This is a genomic window from Deltaproteobacteria bacterium, assembly GCA_016208165.1.
Taxonomy (GTDB): Bacteria; Desulfobacterota; Desulfarculia; order JACQYL01; family JACQYL01; genus JACQYL01.
Map to the genome: position 1 here is coordinate 1 of JACQYL010000132.1, position 16,961 is coordinate 16,961.

Sequence of the window (16,961 nt, forward strand, 5' to 3'; positions counted from 1 at the left end):
AAATAGGAATCGACGGGCATGTCAGCCTTGGAAAGTAAGTAGGAACGGATTCTGCACGCCTATTTGAAAGTGAGGACCCGTTCCACTCAACGATTTCCTTTTTCGCTCGGGGTTCCGTTGCTCCGCTTGCCCCAGAGTATGCTTGCGCATGGCACGCTCAGTTCTGTTATTGATGGATTGTCAACGACGGAATAACTTTTCTCCTCTCCACCGGAATAAAATGTCCCCTGATCACCAGTCTTGAGTGTTGTGAACCTGGATTACGGAGTAGCCCCCGGTCAACACTGCGGTAACCGTGCCCATTCGGCGCGCTCCCCCAAAAACGCAAAAGGGAATCGCATCAGCCTGCGTCAGCGGCTGTCATCTGCAATCCCCTTTTTATCGAACCAGTGAGTCGGGTCTATACTCATGTATGGATCAGGAACGTATTCCGTACTTGATCCTCTTATGTTAAGTGCTTGGCGTACAGCTCCTTTTTTTTGGGCGCATCGTTGCTCGCAAAGCCCGTCTCCGATTTATAGCACTGATCTTGCATACCCCAGTTCGCAGTACCGGTCAAGGGAGAAATGACCGTCGTGGTACGTGAACCGCCGCCATTTAGTGGTCGGTCGCCCGGTCGGTTCCGAACACCAAGCCGTATCGTAAAAGACGCCGAATTGACGATATGACGGCACTATGCCCAAATAAGAGCCGATTCCAACCTTCACGGTTCTTCCACTTTGTCAGCCTGCCGGCCCGCCTTACTTTTCCACGCAAACCCCTCCCTCCCGAATCCTGCTTGGGCCTGACCCCCGGGCGCATTCCCCGGGAATGCGTTTTCCACCCTGCCAGTCGCTTGAACTTGCCATCGCAAGGCACCTTCGTAATTGAATATATGGTTTTTTTCACAGACTTTTCTTTCGCGCGGCGAGCGGGTACGTACCATTCTCGGCGGGGAGATCCGCAGACACGGTTTATCTCAAGAACCGGTCCCCCGGCCGGTCCCTGTCCATGTATTCCTTCGTCCCTCCTTGTTGTGGCATATAAGTTGCTTATTAGATCGTCAAACGATGCCTGAACCCAATGTCACTCGAAAAAATACAGGCCAAAAGGAGGATATCATGAACTCACTTCGAACACTTCGTCAAATCGCGGAAGACTGGGCGCCGATTATCACCATGCTGCTGATCCTCATCGGCATCCTTCTGGCCGGCCCGGCCGGCGTATTGGCCCGCTAGCCCGGAACGTCTATGAAATCGTTTGCCCACACCCGCTCCGCCGAAGGCGGCGGGGCAACGGTCAAAGGGTTGAACAAGCCTGAAGAATATCCGCCGCAGGCGGACACGTCTCGGTATGCGCATCGGGGATCCGGAATTTCTTCACAGCGCATCGCCTTGTAAGCCCTTCCTGCAATCGGCACCCCTCACGTTCCTCATCTAATTTCCGCTCCGTTGAAGCTGTTACAAAACGGGAATCCCGGGAACAGTCTATTCCTCCACGGCCCGGCCGGCGACGGCCGAGCGAAGACGGGCGAATGCTGCGCCTGCACGTTCGAGCAACGGTGAGGCGCCATCTCATTCTTTCGATAGGCGCCTGTTCACAGGGTCATAAGAAGCCTTTGGTTGTTGGGGGGAACCATGTTGGCCGTCATACACAGCGAGGCGTTTCCAGGACGTGTCACTCGTCGCTACCCCAGGGATCGATCCTGATGGAGGGGTGGCCCGGACAACTTGTTGTCCGGGGACAGGAGGTGACCGTACGTCCTAAATCGCAGGGGGGCAAGGTTGGGTTAGCGAGCGCAGCGAGCGCAACCCAACAAGTTCCAGGACACGATGTCCAGCCCGGGCACGCCCGACACCACGGGAAGGCGAACAGTTGGCGCCAAGCGAGATGCCGCGGTCTATGTGGCTTAAATCGTTGGGTTTCGCGTTGCTCAACCCAACCTACAGGCGTTGCATCCGTAGGTTGGGTTAGCGAGCGCAGCGAGCGTAACCCAACGGATGCCCCATGTTGTTGGGTTTCGCTATGCTCAACCCAACCGCTCCTTGAATCGACAGAGTGCATGGTTCCACGACAGGGGTGGGGCCTCTTGTTGCTGCGCTACCCCGCCCAAGATACCGTCCTAGGACACCATTAGAGGCGGATTCCAAAGGGTCTCTCCCGGCGCCTCGTGAATGGATGCCTCGATAGGTAGGTACCCTCCATACATCAGCGGAGGTTTCCAAGCCCCGGCATGGAACCTCCAAGTCCATCCGTTATCTGACATTATTTCGTCATTTTCCACTGTAGTGACCATATAATGGCAGTATGCCCAAACATGAGCCGGTTCCGGCCCCCTGACCCGGCCTCAACCCGGTCCGTCCGCCGGTCCGCTCGACCCTTCCACGCGGACCGTCGTATGCGCGGCAAACTGGCTTCGGCCTGATCCCTGGTACAGGCCTTCAAGCCTTGCGGTCGTGCCTCGCCGGGGCCTTCGCGCCCTACGGGATGACGGCGAATCCGCGTCTGCCCCCGCCTCTCCGCCGGAGGCGGTGAGGCCTGCATGTAGGGGCGTATTGCAATACGCCCCTACTTTCTCGAAAGTTTTCCCCCGTGATGGATTACCAAAAACGAGATCCTCCGCTTCCCTCCCTTACGCCCCTCATCATTTGGCACACAGGTTGCTCTATAGGTTTACCAAACAACGCGGAAACCCGCACAACATAGGAAAAGGCCGAAAGGAGATCATCATGAACGCGCTTCGAACCCTTCGTCAGATCGTGAATGACTGGATGCCGATCATCACCATGCTGTTGATCCTCCTCGGCATCCTTCTGGCGGGACCGGCTGCAGTTTTCGCTAGATAGGCGGTGCGGTCGGATGAGCGCCTCCCGCAGGGTGGCGGTTGCTCAAGAGATTTGAAGGGAGTCCGAGGGAAACTTTTTAAAGTTTCTCTCGGCAGGACAACATAAGGAGAACGTCATGAAGTCATTTCGAACGATTTGTCAGGAGATCGGCAACCGGACGGCGGTGGTCATCCTGCTGCCGGTCCTGATCGGCGTGGCCCTGGCCGGAGCGATTCCCGCTTTGGCAGCCGAGGAAATCGTTTCCACGTATCGCCGCGTGGGTCCCCGTATCGACGGAAGCCTCGGGCTGTTCGAGTGGCGGGGTCTGCATACGGCGGCCTTTGAAAACGGATTCGTGGCGGTGTGCAACGACGCCACGAGGCTGTATCTGCTTGTGGACGTGCTCGAGGACGACGTCGAGGATCCCCGGACCGAATCGTCTTCGGGCGACTGTATCTCCATCGCGGTGGACACGGACCGGGACGGCATCCGAACCCCCTTTACGGACGTGCACTATCATTTCCAGTCCGGCAGTTACAGCCTCGAGCGAAACGAATACGGCATGGCGGGAACCCTGGTTCCGCCGGAAATCACGTACCTTCGCTCGAGCGTGGCCGCCGGATTCGGCTGCTTTTCCGGGGACAACACCGAAATCCTCTATCGCTATCCCTTGGCCCCCGTGTGCAACGAGCACCGCATCTTCGAGATCGCCATCGACCTCGAGGAGATCGGCGACCAGGTGTACGACATCAGCCCGGACGATCCCGTGCGTCTGGGCCTCCGCGTGGTCTCGCTGAATCCCGATGTGGACGAGTATTTCCCTTCCGGCTGGTCTTCCGATTTCGAGGACATGCTCGAGGTCATTCTGGCCGTGCCGGACGATCTCGAGCCGGCCGATCCCGACGCATCCCTGCGATTCGAAGAACTGCCCTGGGCCGTCGAGGTCACCCAGGCCGTCCAGGACCGGATCAACAGCCTGCGCCTGGTCGAGCACAAGGATACCGTGGCCCGGGTGTACGTCCAGGCCCGCCGTACGGACACCCCGCAGCCGGTCAACGTGTACCTGTACGGAAAGCGGGAAGGCGTCCAACTGCCCGGATCGCCTATTTCCATGAACTTTATGGCCCCTGCGGATATCGACCGGGATCGGCTCCACGGCACGGCCAACTTTTTGCTGCCCGAGTTTTGGACCGAGGGCGTGGTCGAGTTTCGGGCCCGGCTGCTGGACGCTTTTGGATACGACGCATCGAGTGACGCCTTCACCGTGCTCTTCGAGCCCAAGAAGGTCCCCGTGTATTGGATCGTACCCATCAACTCGGGAACGGAAGCGGCCCCCGACTTGCCCCATGAAACCACTATCGCGGAATCGGAGAGCTACCTCAAAACCATCTTCCCCATCTACGACGTCCGCTTCGTGCGGCGAAGCTGGAGAGACATCGGGGCCCTGGATCGCGTGGTTGAAGGGGCGTACGTGCACGACGTGCTGGACATGCTGGACGATCTGTGGGCCGCGGCCTTCGTGGCTTGGATGTATTCCGAGATGACGGACCCCTATAACACCTTCGAGTGCCCCGAACAGATCTACGGATTCCTGGCCGACGGCGTGAGCGGCCAGTCCCGACCCGTGAGGAGCGGGGGAAGCGGGGCCGCGGCCGTGGGCACGGGCGGATCCAACAGGGACACCACCATGGCCCACGAATTCGATCACAACCTCGACCGCAGCGTCCCCGGAAGCTGGGGCCGGCACGTGTGCAACCCGGATCTGGCGTACGACCGCGATTGGGGCTGCAATGCGGATGGCTGCGATCCGGTGTGGCCCTGGACCAACGACGGCATCCAGGAAACCGGCTTCGACACGCGCCTTCCCTGGATCGACGGGCTGGAAAATATTTCGGACCACGGCCAGCCGTTCACCGTCATGCCCGCGGGCTCGAACGAATATCCCGATCTCATGTCCTACTGCTCCGCCGGTTTCTATGTGCCCGAAGATATGACCAGCTATTACGCCAAGCCCACTCGATGGATATCCATCTACCGATGGGAAACGCTCTTCGACTTCTTCCCGGCCGCCGAGGACGACGATTCCGCGGGAAGTCCGGGTTCCATCCGGCCCATGTGCTACTTCTCGGGAACGGTGTTCAAGAACGGCAAAGGCATGCTCGACCCCGTGTTCGTTCAACCGGGTCTGGAAACCAAGGGGTTGAGGCCGGGAGCCTACCGCGTCGAAGCCCTGGGAACCGGAGGCCAGGTTCTGTTTTCCGTGCCTTTCCACGCCGAGTTCGAGACCGAGGACGGGCTGCAGCTCGATAAGGCCTCCTTCCGATTCCAAGTTCCCCGAAAAGACGGCATTGCCAAGATCGTGCTTAAGAAAAAGCAAACCGTACTCGACGTGATCTCCGTGTCCAAGCACGCTCCCAAAGTGGACATCCTGTCGCCGGCCGGAGGAGAAGTGTTGAAAGAAGCCGGAACGGTATTCTGGAAGGCCCACGACGAGGACGGCGACGCGCTTCGGTACGTGATCCTGTACTCTCCGAACAAGGGAAAAAGCTGGCATCCGGTTAAATGGGGCCTCGAAAAGGAAATGTACCGAGTGTACAGTTCCGATTTGCCTGGCGGCGACGAGGCCCTGTTCCGGGTGTTGGCAACGGACGGATTCAACACGGTCTACGCGGACACCAAAGGCACATTCGCGGTGCCGGGAAAAGGGCCCAGCGCCTTCATCACCCGCCCCCAAACAGGGAGCCGGTTCGAATCCGGTGAACTCGTCTCCTTCGAGGGCTATGCACAGGATCTCGAGGACCCTGAAATTCCCGGAACGTCCTGCCTCTGGTCCCTCGGTGGAAAGGTCCTGGGTCGAGGCAAGAAACTGACGGCCCAACTTCCCGACGGCGTGCATGAGATCCAACTGACCGTGTCCGACAGCGACGAGAACGCCGTCACCGAAACCGTGACCATCGCCGTGGGCACGGACAACCTTCCGAAGCAACTGGCTTCCATCGTTCAGTACAAGCACGAGTAGGCCCAATGGGTTTCCGGGGGACTCCTTTTTTGCAAAAAGCCGTCCCCCGGCCCCCCTGCGAAAAACCGTGCGTGGGCTCCACGCGCTGCGCGCGTGGAGCCGGAACCGTGGGACAGACTTCCAGCCTGTCCTTCGCGCCTTACGGGATAGGCGACGGGTGTTTCCCTCCGCACCGAAACCCAACATCGAAGGTTTACACTTGATAGGTTCTTGTGCGAACATACGTCCGGTGTCCGCGGGATACCCAACCCATGTTGAAATACGACGCGCCAACGCTTCGGCCGCTCCGCGGAAGCGGTGCGGCCATGCCTAGGGCGCCAGAGGCAAATCCGCCTCCGGCGGATGATCGTTCCCCTCGGGTAAACAGACATTAAAAAGCGGGGTGGAAGCCGTGAGTGCACAAGACGAGACGGTAAAGGACATGCGGGTGGCGTTTCGGACCTGCCCCATTTGCGAGGCCACGTGCGGACTCGAAATCACCGTGCGGGGCGACCGGGTCGTCCGCATCGCCGGGGACCCCGAGGATGTTCTGAGCCGGGGACATTTGTGTCCCAAGGGACCGGCGCTCAAAGAGTTGCACGAGGACCCGGACCGCTTGGAACGCCCGTTGGTGCGGCACGGGGACGGATGGAAGGAAGCGTCCTGGGAGGAAGCGTTAGTCCGGGTGGAACGGGGTCTCGGCCCCATTCTCGAGAGCCGGGGCCGGGACGCGGTGGGGATCTATTGGGGAAATCCCATTGCCCACAACCTGTCCGCCGCATTGTACCTGCGGTACGTGGTGAAGGCCCTGGGATCCAAGAACGTCTATTCCGCGAGCACGGTGGACCAGATGCCCAAACAAACGGCTTGCGGTCTTTTGTTTGGAAGCGCCACGGCCGTGCCGGTCCCGGACTTGGACCGCACGGATCTCTTGATGATCCTCGGCGCCAATCCCCTGGTGTCCGGAGGAAGCTTGTGCACGGCTCCGGACATGGCGGGCCGCCTGAAAGCGCTTCGGGATCGAGGCGGAAAACTGATCGTAGTGGATCCCGTTCGCACCCGCACCGCCAAAATGGCGAACGAGCATGTCGCCGTGCGGCCCGCTAAGGATCCGTACCTGTTGTTCGGCATGGTGCATACGCTGTTCGAAGAGAGCCTCGTCTCGCCGGGACGTTTGGCGGAACACATCAACGGCGTGGACACCCTGCGGGACCTTGCGCGGCCATACTCCCCCGAGGTCGTAGCACCCGCATGCGGGGTGGAGGCCGACGTGATCCGGCGCCTGGCGCGGGAAGTGGCGAACGCGCCCAAAGCCGCTGTCTACGGGCGCATCGGCACGTGCACCGTCGAGTTCGGAACCATTACCTCGTGGCTTATTGACGTAATCAACATCCTCACCGGCAATCTGGATCGCGCCGGAGGCGTCCTGTTTCCGGAAGCGGCCCACACCCGGCTCAAAACGGGACCGGGCGGAAAGGGCTTCGTGACGGGCCGTTGGCGTAGCCGGGTGAGGAGTTTCCCCGAAGTCAACGGCGAACTCCCCATAGCCACACTGGCCGACGAGATCGAAACGCCGGGGGACGGCCGGGTCCGGGGCCTGATTACGGTGGCCGGAAACCCGGTGCTCACAACGGTAAACAGCCATCGACTGGACGCGGCGTTGGCCTCGCTGGACTTCATGGTGAGCGTCGACTTCTATCTCAACGAAACCACGCGGCATGCCGAAGTGATTCTGCCTCCGCCCTCCATTTTGCGGCAAAGCCACTATGATCTGTTCCTGTATCCCTTTGCCGTCAGAAATACGGCGAACTATTCGCCCCCCATGTTCCAACTCGGTCCCGACGAACCGGACATGTGGGAAATCCTGCTGAAATTGGCCCTGATTCTGGGCGGCAAAGGGGCCGGGGCGGATCACCGCGCCTTGGACGATGACTTGCTGGCCCAGACGGTGAAAGCCGCCGTCAAGGATCGCCGATTCAATACGGGTGAACGCAACGAATCGGAAATCCACGAGATGCTCGGCAACCGCAGGGGACCGGAACGCACCCTGGACCTGATGCTCCGCACGGGGCCTTACGGAGACGCCTTTGGCGCCAATCCCGACGGCCTTTCCCTGAAAACCCTCGAGGACCGTCCTCACGGGATGGACCTCGGCCCTCTGCGGCCCAGCGTTCCCCAGATCATCCAAACACCCTCGGGAAAGATCGAGCTGGCGCCCCGACCTATCATCGAGGACCTGACGCGCCTCGAGGCGTCTTTCCCTGCCGCCGCTGAAGAAGGAATCCTGCTCGTGGGTCGTCGGAACCTGCGTTCCATGAACTCGTGGCTGCACAACCTGCCCGGTCCGGCCAAAGGCAAGCATCCCTGCACGCTTCGCATACACCCGCGGGACGCCGGGCGTCTCGGACTCGAGGACGGCGGCGAGGCCAAGGTGACTTCGAGCGTGGGCTCCGTCCGGGCGCGAGTCGAAATTACGGATGACATACGCATGGGCGTAGTGAGCCTGCCCCACGGCTGGGGCCATGACCTTCCGGGGACCCGGTGCGCCGTGGCCCGGAAGCATCCGGGCGTGAACAGCAACATTCTCACGGACGACCAGCGCCTGGATCCGCTGGCAGTTTGGGCACTTCACACCTGATGCCCTCCCGATTTAACGAAAGGTCCATTGTGCTTTGAAAAGAAAGGGTAGGGTCCCCGCTTATAACAATGAGTACAAGCGAGGCGTGGTCGGGTGTCAATTTAGGCCGGCGCCCCATGGCAGCCCGTTGAAAAACCATCAAAGCTGAACCATGTTGAAATACGGAAGCATTCACCAAGGCCTTCTTCCGGATGGAGAAGGCCTTAGTAATCAAGCTTCCAATTGATGCCGATCCCGGCGCCGGCCTCGGCTCCCGCCTCGCTCTCCAACGTGATGTTCGGAGTTAATTCCATCGTAACGGTAACTTTCCCCGTGGCCTCCGCCAATCCTTTCTCCAGATCCACGTAAATGTCTTCCGTCAGATACTTTCCTACACCCACTGCCGCGTCGCCCACGCTCCCTTCTCCCCCCCGCAGATCCAACTGGTCCAGGCCCAGGAAATTCCGTGTTCGGCTCAACAGATCGAGCTTGCGGTTGTCCCCGCCCGAAAGAGACCGCAAGGCTTGAGCGAGCCTCAGCGCCTGTAACGGCGTGATTTGCGTAATTCCACGACCGAAAAGGAGCCGGGCAACGATCTCATCTTCAGGTAAGGGAGGATCGGATCGAAACGTAATGGTGGGCGAAGAAAGGCTTCCCGAAATCCTCACATAAGCGGTTCCATCGGTGATCTTGGATTCCGCCTCCAGCTCGATCCTCGGGGATGGCGGGGACGCTCCGGAAAAGCGTACTTCACCGCTAGTGAGGTCGAAGCGCTTGTCCAGAAGATCGTAACGCCCTCGTATCACGGATAGGGCGCCTTGGATGATCGGGCTGTCCGTAGTGCCCCTTATGCTCAACCGGCCCTTCCATTCGGAATCGAGGCCCCAACCGCGTATGAAGGCGCGTTCGCCGGCCTCGATATCCATGGAGAGGGCTACCGGAGAACCGGTGGTGGCTTGCGCTTGTTTTGGGTCGGGTTCACCGGAGAGAGCTTCGCGTCCCCCCTCGGTTACATCGACGATCTCCAGTTTGGCTGTTTCGGGCACAAACCGGTCCGGGATATTGACTTCCAGCCTGTTTACATCCAGTTTGCCGCGCACGGTGAGCGTCCGGTCCGTCTTAAGCAGCTCGATCTTGCCGTCCGCAGCGCCTGTGACATCGTCTCGCCGCACCAACACGGCGTCGGACAAGGTGAGCTTTATCTCGGCGGGGTAGTTGCCGTCGTGGTCCAACTCCATCCATCCGTCGGCGGCGATCACGCCCGCTTCACCGTCCGTGGCGCCGGCCTTCCGGATTTCGAGCCGACGGCCTTTCGCCTCGATTTCCACTTCCAGGTCTTTGAGGATCGTGCCTGTTTTGAATTCCTCCAGCGAACCATGATCGCAACGAAGGGTCCCGTTAAGTTGGGGCGAAGAGAGACTTCCTCCGAGGTCCAGATCTGCTGTGAGTTGCCCGGAGAGCGATCGATCCCCGATCGGAATCAGGGTAAGGAGCCGATCGAAGGTCGTCTCTGCGTACAGGTGACCCTGGATGGGCTCCTGCTCGAAGAACGATAAATCAAAGGGCGAGAGAGAGAATCCGACGGGCGCCTGGATGCTCAGCTCCGTCGGTTTTTCGGAGAGGCCCGATACGCCGGCGTCCGCTTTCACAAGCCGGTCTTTGTAACCGGCGTTGATCGCAACGTCAAACGGCGGATTCGGGTTTAGGAAACGGTTCTGAATGCGGCACTGGTCCAGCCGAAGTTGAATGTCTGCGATCGGCTCACGAACCGGACCCCGAATTTCGAGCAATCCGGAGGCTGTGGCATCCAGCTCCGATTCCTGCGCCAGAGCGATTCCTCTTAGGGGAATTCGTTTCAAATCGGCCCTGAACAGCACCTGTTGGGGATCGAACGTGGACTTGACACTGAGGGAGCCTCCTCCCACATCGAACAGGAATTCATCGAGCGTGAAGCCGCCCTTTTGTTGCCGCAGGACGATAGGCGTCAAGAGCGAAAACGGAGTGTTCAAGCAGGTCCCACTCACCTGCCCGACATGCCATACGGCTCCCTGTTCTTCGAAATTCACGCTCCCTGCGGCCTTGACCTCGAAAGGAAGGTAGGCATTGCCATTGGCGTTCATGTCAAAGCGAAAACCGTCTTTCGAGTCCCGCGCATCCAGGGAAACGGCATCCAATTTCAAGCCCGGTCTTTCGAACCCGGAAAGCTTCAGATCAAGCTTGCCCTTTGGAGCATGGAGCGGATTCTCGATCCGGACGTCCATTCGACCGCTCCCAACCTTGAAGAAAGGCGTCTTTAAATCGCTCCCCTCGATGTGGCCCGAGACCTCCTGATGGGCCTTTTCCCATGCGAACCGGGCGGAAACCGCGGCGCTTCCTCCAATGGCTTCGCCCAGCAACGGCGCCAGCGCCGAAAGGTCATCCGAGGTTGCATCGAGATTTCCCCGGCCCGAGGATTGCTCGATATCCAGCGTGAGCTCACCGCCCAGGTGAGTCCCTGGAGCCTCCAAAACCATCGACGAGAATTCCAACGTCCTGTTTCTAAAAGAAAAATCGGTCGCGCCTTGAATGAGGGTCCCGTCCTTTTCCACGGTTAACCGCACGGCGCCCACAGGTGCGGTGGGGGCGTCAAGGACTAGGACCCGGGACAGGACCTGTGGAATCTCTCTGCCCATCCAGGTAATGGACTTTCCATCGACTCCGGCCATGCACACGGGATTGGTCGCCGGGCCTTCGATCCAGCCTTTGGCCTCGATGGATCCCGAGACCGGTTTTCCCGTCATGACCGAAAACGGTCTCAGCGATGGAATCGACAGACGCCACATTCCGGTGACCGTTTTTTCCGGTATGTCCAATTTGCCGTCTCCCTGAAACCGAAACGTGGCGCCATCCAGGTCCACTTGGGGAAAAGCGATTTCTTCACCCCTGTCTACCCGGATTTGAGCGGAGAGTGCCACGTCGGAACCTAAGACCGATGCCGGTACGGTCGATATCCCTTCCGGCAGGTGCATCGTCCCTCTGACTTGGGCCGTGGCTGAACGGGTTCGGGCGGAACCGGTCGCTTGGACCTGTAATACGCCGGAACCTCGTGTCTCGATGCCGAGCCATCCGGAGAGGGTTTCCAGGTTCTCGACCCGGCCCACTCCGACGATAGAGCCGCTCGGCTCCGATGGGTCGATCGTTCCGGCCAGTTGCACGGAATGGTTCCTGCTCTTGATTGACAAAAAGTCGAGGAGTACTTCCCGGCCCGAACGGACGTCCGCCCCCCATTGCCATTCAACGGAATCCAGCAGAAGAGGAGACTCCAATGAACCTGTCAGTCCTTCGGCCAGTCCCTTTCCGACGATGCGAATTCCCCGTCCCGCCCGGTCGGACGGAATCAGGGATCGCAGCCTGAAATCCGTTTCGAAGTCGTGGATTCCTGCGTCCCCAATCTTGACGTCCGTCGCGCGGACGGAGATGTCCGCCACGGAGGCTGAAAGAAATCCTTCCACCCGCGTTCGAGCCGTCAAGGATCCGCTGATGGGAACCTGAAGCAACGGCTGGATCACATTTAAATCGTCTACGCTTAAAGACGCGTTCGTGTGAAGTTCATGTGTTCGATATTGAAACTCCCCATCGAGGCTCAAACGGCCGGCGTCTATATCGAACTGGGCCCGATGGATGAGTTCCGCCCGGTCGGGCTCCAATCGGGCCTCGGCGGAGAAGCGGATTTCAGGTCCGATCAATACTTTCAAGTCAGACGGGATAATGGACTGTCCGGGGATCGTCGATCCTTCCGTGGACACGCTGAAAACAGGTTCCAACGAAGCGTTCACTTCGGACTCGATGGAACCGAATTTCCCGAAAGATGCTCTCAGATCCCCGTTCCAAACATCCGGTCCGCCGCTCCCTCGAAGCATGAGCGACAGGCTTTCGTTCTTTTCGAGTCCAAGCAGGGTCGACACCCAGCCACCGGGAGATTCCTCGAACGTCAGGCTCGTATTGAACACACGGGGCCGATCCGTTCCTTCGACCGTCCATTTCAACAACGTATCCGAGCCGGGATCGATTCGCCGAACTTGAAGAGATCCGACGGTTCCCGTTTTTGCACGGGCGCCTGGGAATTCTCCCTCTACCTTGAAAACTCCTTCTTCGTTAAGAACGGCCTGGTGCAGGTGAATCTCAGCTATGTTGAACCGCTCGACTGTTACGAGCGAGAGATCATCCATCACGGAGAAGGGATCGAGCGCTTTTTGCTCCTCTTTTGTTTCACTTTTCGACGGCTTGCGAAAGATCTCCACCCGGGCCGCCTCCAAGGCCTCGATCCGTACCCGCCCCCATAACAGGTCCAACGGTGACCACTCGAGATGAATATCGTGAAACACGCACCACGGCCCTTGCTCATCGCCTAAGGAGATACGTTCTATTCGAACGTCAGATGGAATTCGCCCCTGTAATCCTTCTATTTGCACCTCTGCATGGGGTTTCGAACTCAATAAGCCGGATAGAGTTGAGCAGATGACCTTCTTGGCGGAGGGCGTTTGCAGGATCGCGTAAAGGGCCGTCAGGATCAGCACGGCTGCGGCCAAACCCCCGACGGTCCATCCGATGGCCCGTTTTATGTTCATGGGTCTCGTCAAAAGGCCTGTCCGATGCTTACATAGACCTGGAAGGCGTCATCTATGCCTTCGCGGCGGTGCAGAGGAAAAGCCAGGTCCAAACGCAAAGGGCCCACGGCGGTGTAGTATCGGATTCCAATTCCGGCTCCCCAGCGTAAGGGTTCCTCGAAATTCGGAACCGAGGACTCGAAAGCGCTCCCTCCATCCAGAAAAGTCACGAGACCTATAGTCTCCGTCACTTTCATCCGGAGTTCGAGACTGACTTCGGTAACGGACCTGCCTCCAACGGGCTCCCCGTCCGAAAGGGGCCCCAGAGTCTGGTAAGGGTATCCCCGAACAGACCCGCCTCCGCCCGCATAGAATCGTTCGTCCGCCGGCACCCTGTCGCGCGAAGCTCCCTCGAGGAAGCCCAAAAGGCCCCGGCCCGAGAATGCGATGAACGGCTTTTTCCATAAGCCCACATAACGACTGTAACTCATGGATCCTTTCAGAAAGCCGAGGTCGATTCCCAGCATGTCGTAAAACGGAGCAATTCCAAGGGCGAATCGGCCGCCCTTGGTGGGATCCAGAAGGTTATCACTCGTGTCCCACGAAAGCAGACACGGAAAAGACAACAGAGCGAATTCTTCCCGTTTGTCCATCTGGTCCACCCGGCTAAGCCGGTAGGCGGGGCCCGCACCCACTCGCAACCCGGCGGCCAGTTCCCGTTCAACGGCCGCGGACACCGTAACTCCCAGGCTTTCGTACGCGTCCGTGTCCTCTCTCGCCACACGGCTGCTGAAAACCAGGGACTGGTCGTCCCGGCGAAAGGCGGGTATCCTGAATGATCCTTCGGCGCCCAGCACAATGCCCGAAGCTTCGGCTTGGAGCCTCAACTTCTCTCCCTGACGTCGTACGTTCCTGTTCTCCCAAAAGACCTTGGCGCCCGGGCCTTCGTCTGTCTTGTAGCTGACACCGGCCCCAACGGTTCGCTGTTTTCGTTCCTTGATCCGGACTCGGATGGGAAGAAGACCGGAGTCCGGAAGCGTGTCGGCATGGGTGATTTCAACAAAGGCGAACAGTCCGGTTCCCGTAAGGCGGGCCTGGAGTTTCGTAAGGAGCCATTCTTGAAACAGGTCTCCTTTTTTCCAGGGAACCTTGTCCCTGACAACGGATTCCCTCACTTCCTGCAATCCGGAAACAGTCGTCTCGCCAAACCACGCCCGTGGACCGGGAACCAGTTTCAAAATCACCTTCGCGGTCTTCGAATGGTGGTCCACCAGGACTTGCGGCGTGTCAAACCTGGCAAAAACGTAGCCGAGATTTCTTACATCCTGCATCAGCGCCGTTTGAGCCCCCAGAATGGTCTTGGCTCCGGCGGGCGTTCCGGCTTTCAGGCCGAGCAGTTCCAAAGACGGTAACCTCTTTTTGAGTTCGGGTTTCGGACCCTGGATTTCCAGCTCGGCGGACTCCAAACGATAGACCGGTCCGGCGTCAATGTTGAAACGAACCTGAACCGGCGTAGATTTCCGGTCGATCTCCACATGAACAGCGGCGCCATAGTGACCCTGAGATTGGAAATAGTCCAGAAACTTGGGCACGTCGCGCTCGGTTCTCTCCCTCAATCCATACAAACCGGCCGGTGGCCTGGTTTCGAGTGTGACCGTGTCCGACATGGACTCGAGGTCCGTCTTCATCGTCGTGTCCTGCACACCCTCCAGACTCACCTCGTAATCCGTTTTCAGCCGGCGCGTCTCCGCCTTGGTGGCATGATCCGTTACACTCAGGATGAGCACCCACACGAATATCAGGCCGACGCATGCCCCTTTTGCAAAGCGCTTGTTCTGAACAGCCGGATTAAATGAAACCGGCGTTTGAACACGCCATGGAGCGCGATACAGCCGATTTACTCTTTTCCGCATGGGCGCCTTTCGGCCGCTGGATGGGACGATTTGACAAAGACCCGCTCTCAGAGAATCCGGCGGCTATCCGATCCGCCAATGGTACGAGACAGATAGCTCCAAAAGAAGTTTATATGAAGGCCGATCCTTTGAAAAGATTGGGGAGTTCGCTGTCCGTACGTGTCCGAGCCCGGACAGACACGTCCTCAGGGCGATGCCCCATGCTGAATGCGGCATATACTCTCCTCCCACTCCTTTCCCGGAGGAAAGGGAGAACCGTGATCGTATGCCTCCAGTAGGGGAAAAAAGAGAACGATTGAAGCAACCGGATGATAGAACCTGGTCCCCTTACAGGCTGTTGAAAAACGCGATCTGCGGCGTTGCACTTCATCCCTCGTCACTGTGACGTACTCTATGTACGCCTTCATTCCTCGGGAATTGCGCGCCTTGCATCTCATCCTTTTTCAACGGCCTGTAACAACCCGGCTTTTTCAACGGGCTGCTAATAGTACTAGGTTAAGTATGTATTGACTTTATGTTTCAATGAGCGCAATATGCGTTCATGAGAACAAAACAACTGAACGCTTTGGATCGTAGGTTGAGCCGGTTCCTCCGGGACTTTTTGCAGCCTTTGGGTCGGAGTGAACGGCGTCACTGGGCCAGGGTTTATCTGGATGGACTTCTGCTCGACGGGGAGCGTAAGTCGATTGAACCCATTGCCAACAGGATACCCGGCGCCGACGTTCAAGCGTTGCGGCAGTTTGTCGGTCAAAGCCCCTGGGCCGTCGAGGAGATTCAGAAGCGCCTTGCCCTCAGAATGATCGATCTTTTTTCCGAGGCCGAGGTTTGGATTATTGACGAGACCTCTTTCCCCAAAGCCGGCCGTCATTCCGTGGGTGTGGGCAGGCAGTATTGTGGGGCTTTGGGCAAAGTTGCAAACTGCCAAGTCTCGGTGACGCTCCATTGGAGCAGTTCTGAAGCAAGCTGTCCGTTGGGCTGGAAACTGTACATTCCGAGGGACTGGTTTGCAGACCCCGACAGGTCCGCCAAGGCCAAGATTCCGTCCGAGGTGGAGTACAGGGGCAAGTCCGAATTGGCTGTGGAGCTTTTGGATCAGGCGATTTCCTGGGGTGTGCCCGCCCGACCCGTGGTGGCCGATTCCTTTTACGGGAACGAGTTCGGTTTTCGAGAGAAGCTGAGAAGTCGGGGGCTTTCTTATGCCGTGCAGGTGGAGCCCTCGACGGTGGTCTGGGATCAAGACCCGAACATCGAGCTCCCTCCTCCAAACGAGAAGGGGCGTCCCAGAAAATATCCTCCATTGGCGTTGCTGCCTCAAGTCCGGAACTTGTCGGACTTGGCCCAAAGTCTCGAAGACCAGGCGTGGCACGCCGTTACGTGGCGGGAAGGTACTCGAGGGCCTCAAAATTCCCGATTCGCTCTGGTCCAAGTCTGGGCCGCGCATGGCTGGCGCAAGCAAGCGCATCCCGAGCGGGTACCCGAGTTGCTTTTGATCGAATGGCCAGAAGAAGAGAAGGCTCCCACTAAATATTGGCTTGCATGGTTCGACGGCCAAACGCCGGGCATCTGCCAAGTCGTTCGGACCGCCAGGGCCCGATGGCGGATCGAGCTCGATTATCGGGAAATGAAGGAAGAACTCGGGCTCGATCATTTTGAAGGCAGACAATGGCTGGGTTGGCATCATCATGTGACTCTCGTAACCCTTGCTTATGCGTTCCTGCAGACGGAACGAGCACGCATTAAAAAAAACTTCTGGTGTAACCTTGCCCCAGACGAGGAGGTCCCTTCAGGCCGCGTTGATTAGAATGGGTGGGCGTTGTCCATGGTGTCACACCACCTTCCCAACCATAAATGATTCGTCATGAACTTAACCTAGTATTACTAGCAGGCTGTTGAAAAACGCGATCTGCGGTCACGCCAACGGCGTTGCGCTTCATCCTTCGTCACTGCGACGTACTCTATGTACGCCTTGTTCCTCAGGATTTGCGCGCCTTGCATCTCATCGTTTTTCAACAACCTGTGACAACCGGGGTTTTTCAACACCCC

The 16,961-nt window shown here is 58.6% G+C and carries 5 protein-coding genes; 3 read left to right on the plus strand and 2 right to left on the minus strand.

Annotated elements, in window-relative coordinates:
* Window positions 1–2,940: 2,940 nt before the first annotated feature.
* Both HY788_23305 and HY788_23310 read left to right on the plus strand, forming a co-directional pair.
* Window positions 2,941–5,823, plus strand: coding sequence for a PKD domain-containing protein (locus HY788_23305; protein MBI4777070.1), 2,883 nt, complete (start codon window positions 2,941–2,943; stop codon window positions 5,821–5,823).
* A 421-nt stretch (window positions 5,824–6,244) separates the two neighbouring features.
* Window positions 6,245–8,440 carry a molybdopterin-dependent oxidoreductase gene (locus HY788_23310; GenBank protein MBI4777071.1) on the plus strand — a complete coding sequence of 732 codons (2,196 nt, stop codon included), beginning with the start codon at window positions 6,245–6,247 and terminating at the stop codon, window positions 8,438–8,440.
* 203 nt (window positions 8,441–8,643) lie between these two features.
* Here the strand turns inward: HY788_23310 and HY788_23315 are convergent, their stop codons facing one another.
* Both HY788_23315 and HY788_23320 read right to left on the minus strand, forming a co-directional pair.
* Window positions 8,644–13,026, minus strand: coding sequence for a translocation/assembly module TamB domain-containing protein (locus HY788_23315; protein MBI4777072.1), 4,383 nt, complete (start codon window positions 13,024–13,026; stop codon window positions 8,644–8,646).
* An 8-nt stretch (window positions 13,027–13,034) separates the two neighbouring features.
* Window positions 13,035–14,918 (minus strand): outer membrane protein assembly factor, encoded by a 1,884-nt coding sequence (locus tag HY788_23320; GenBank protein ID MBI4777073.1) that lies wholly within the window; start codon window positions 14,916–14,918, stop codon window positions 13,035–13,037.
* Window positions 14,919–15,459: 541 nt separating this feature from the next.
* On the opposite strand from HY788_23320, the gene HY788_23325 reads away from it, so the two are divergent.
* On the plus strand, window positions 15,460–16,719 hold the full coding sequence (locus tag HY788_23325) for an IS701 family transposase (GenBank protein MBI4777074.1): 1,260 nt from the start codon (window positions 15,460–15,462) through the stop codon (window positions 16,717–16,719).
* The last annotated feature ends 242 nt before the right edge of the window (window positions 16,720–16,961 follow it).

Excerpts from the sequence above, each read along its gene's own strand:
- HY788_23305 (MBI4777070.1), top strand. The coding sequence starts at position 2,941 with ATGAAGTCATTTCGAACGATTTGTCAGGAGATCGGCAACCGGACGGCG.
- HY788_23310 (MBI4777071.1), top strand. The coding sequence starts at position 6,245 with ATGCGGGTGGCGTTTCGGACCTGCCCCATTTGCGAGGCCACGTGCGGA.
- HY788_23315 (MBI4777072.1), bottom strand. The coding sequence starts at position 13,026 with ATGAACATAAAACGGGCCATCGGATGGACCGTCGGGGGTTTGGCCGCA.
- HY788_23320 (MBI4777073.1), bottom strand. The coding sequence starts at position 14,918 with ATGCGGAAAAGAGTAAATCGGCTGTATCGCGCTCCATGGCGTGTTCAA.
- HY788_23325 (MBI4777074.1), top strand. The coding sequence starts at position 15,460 with ATGAGAACAAAACAACTGAACGCTTTGGATCGTAGGTTGAGCCGGTTC.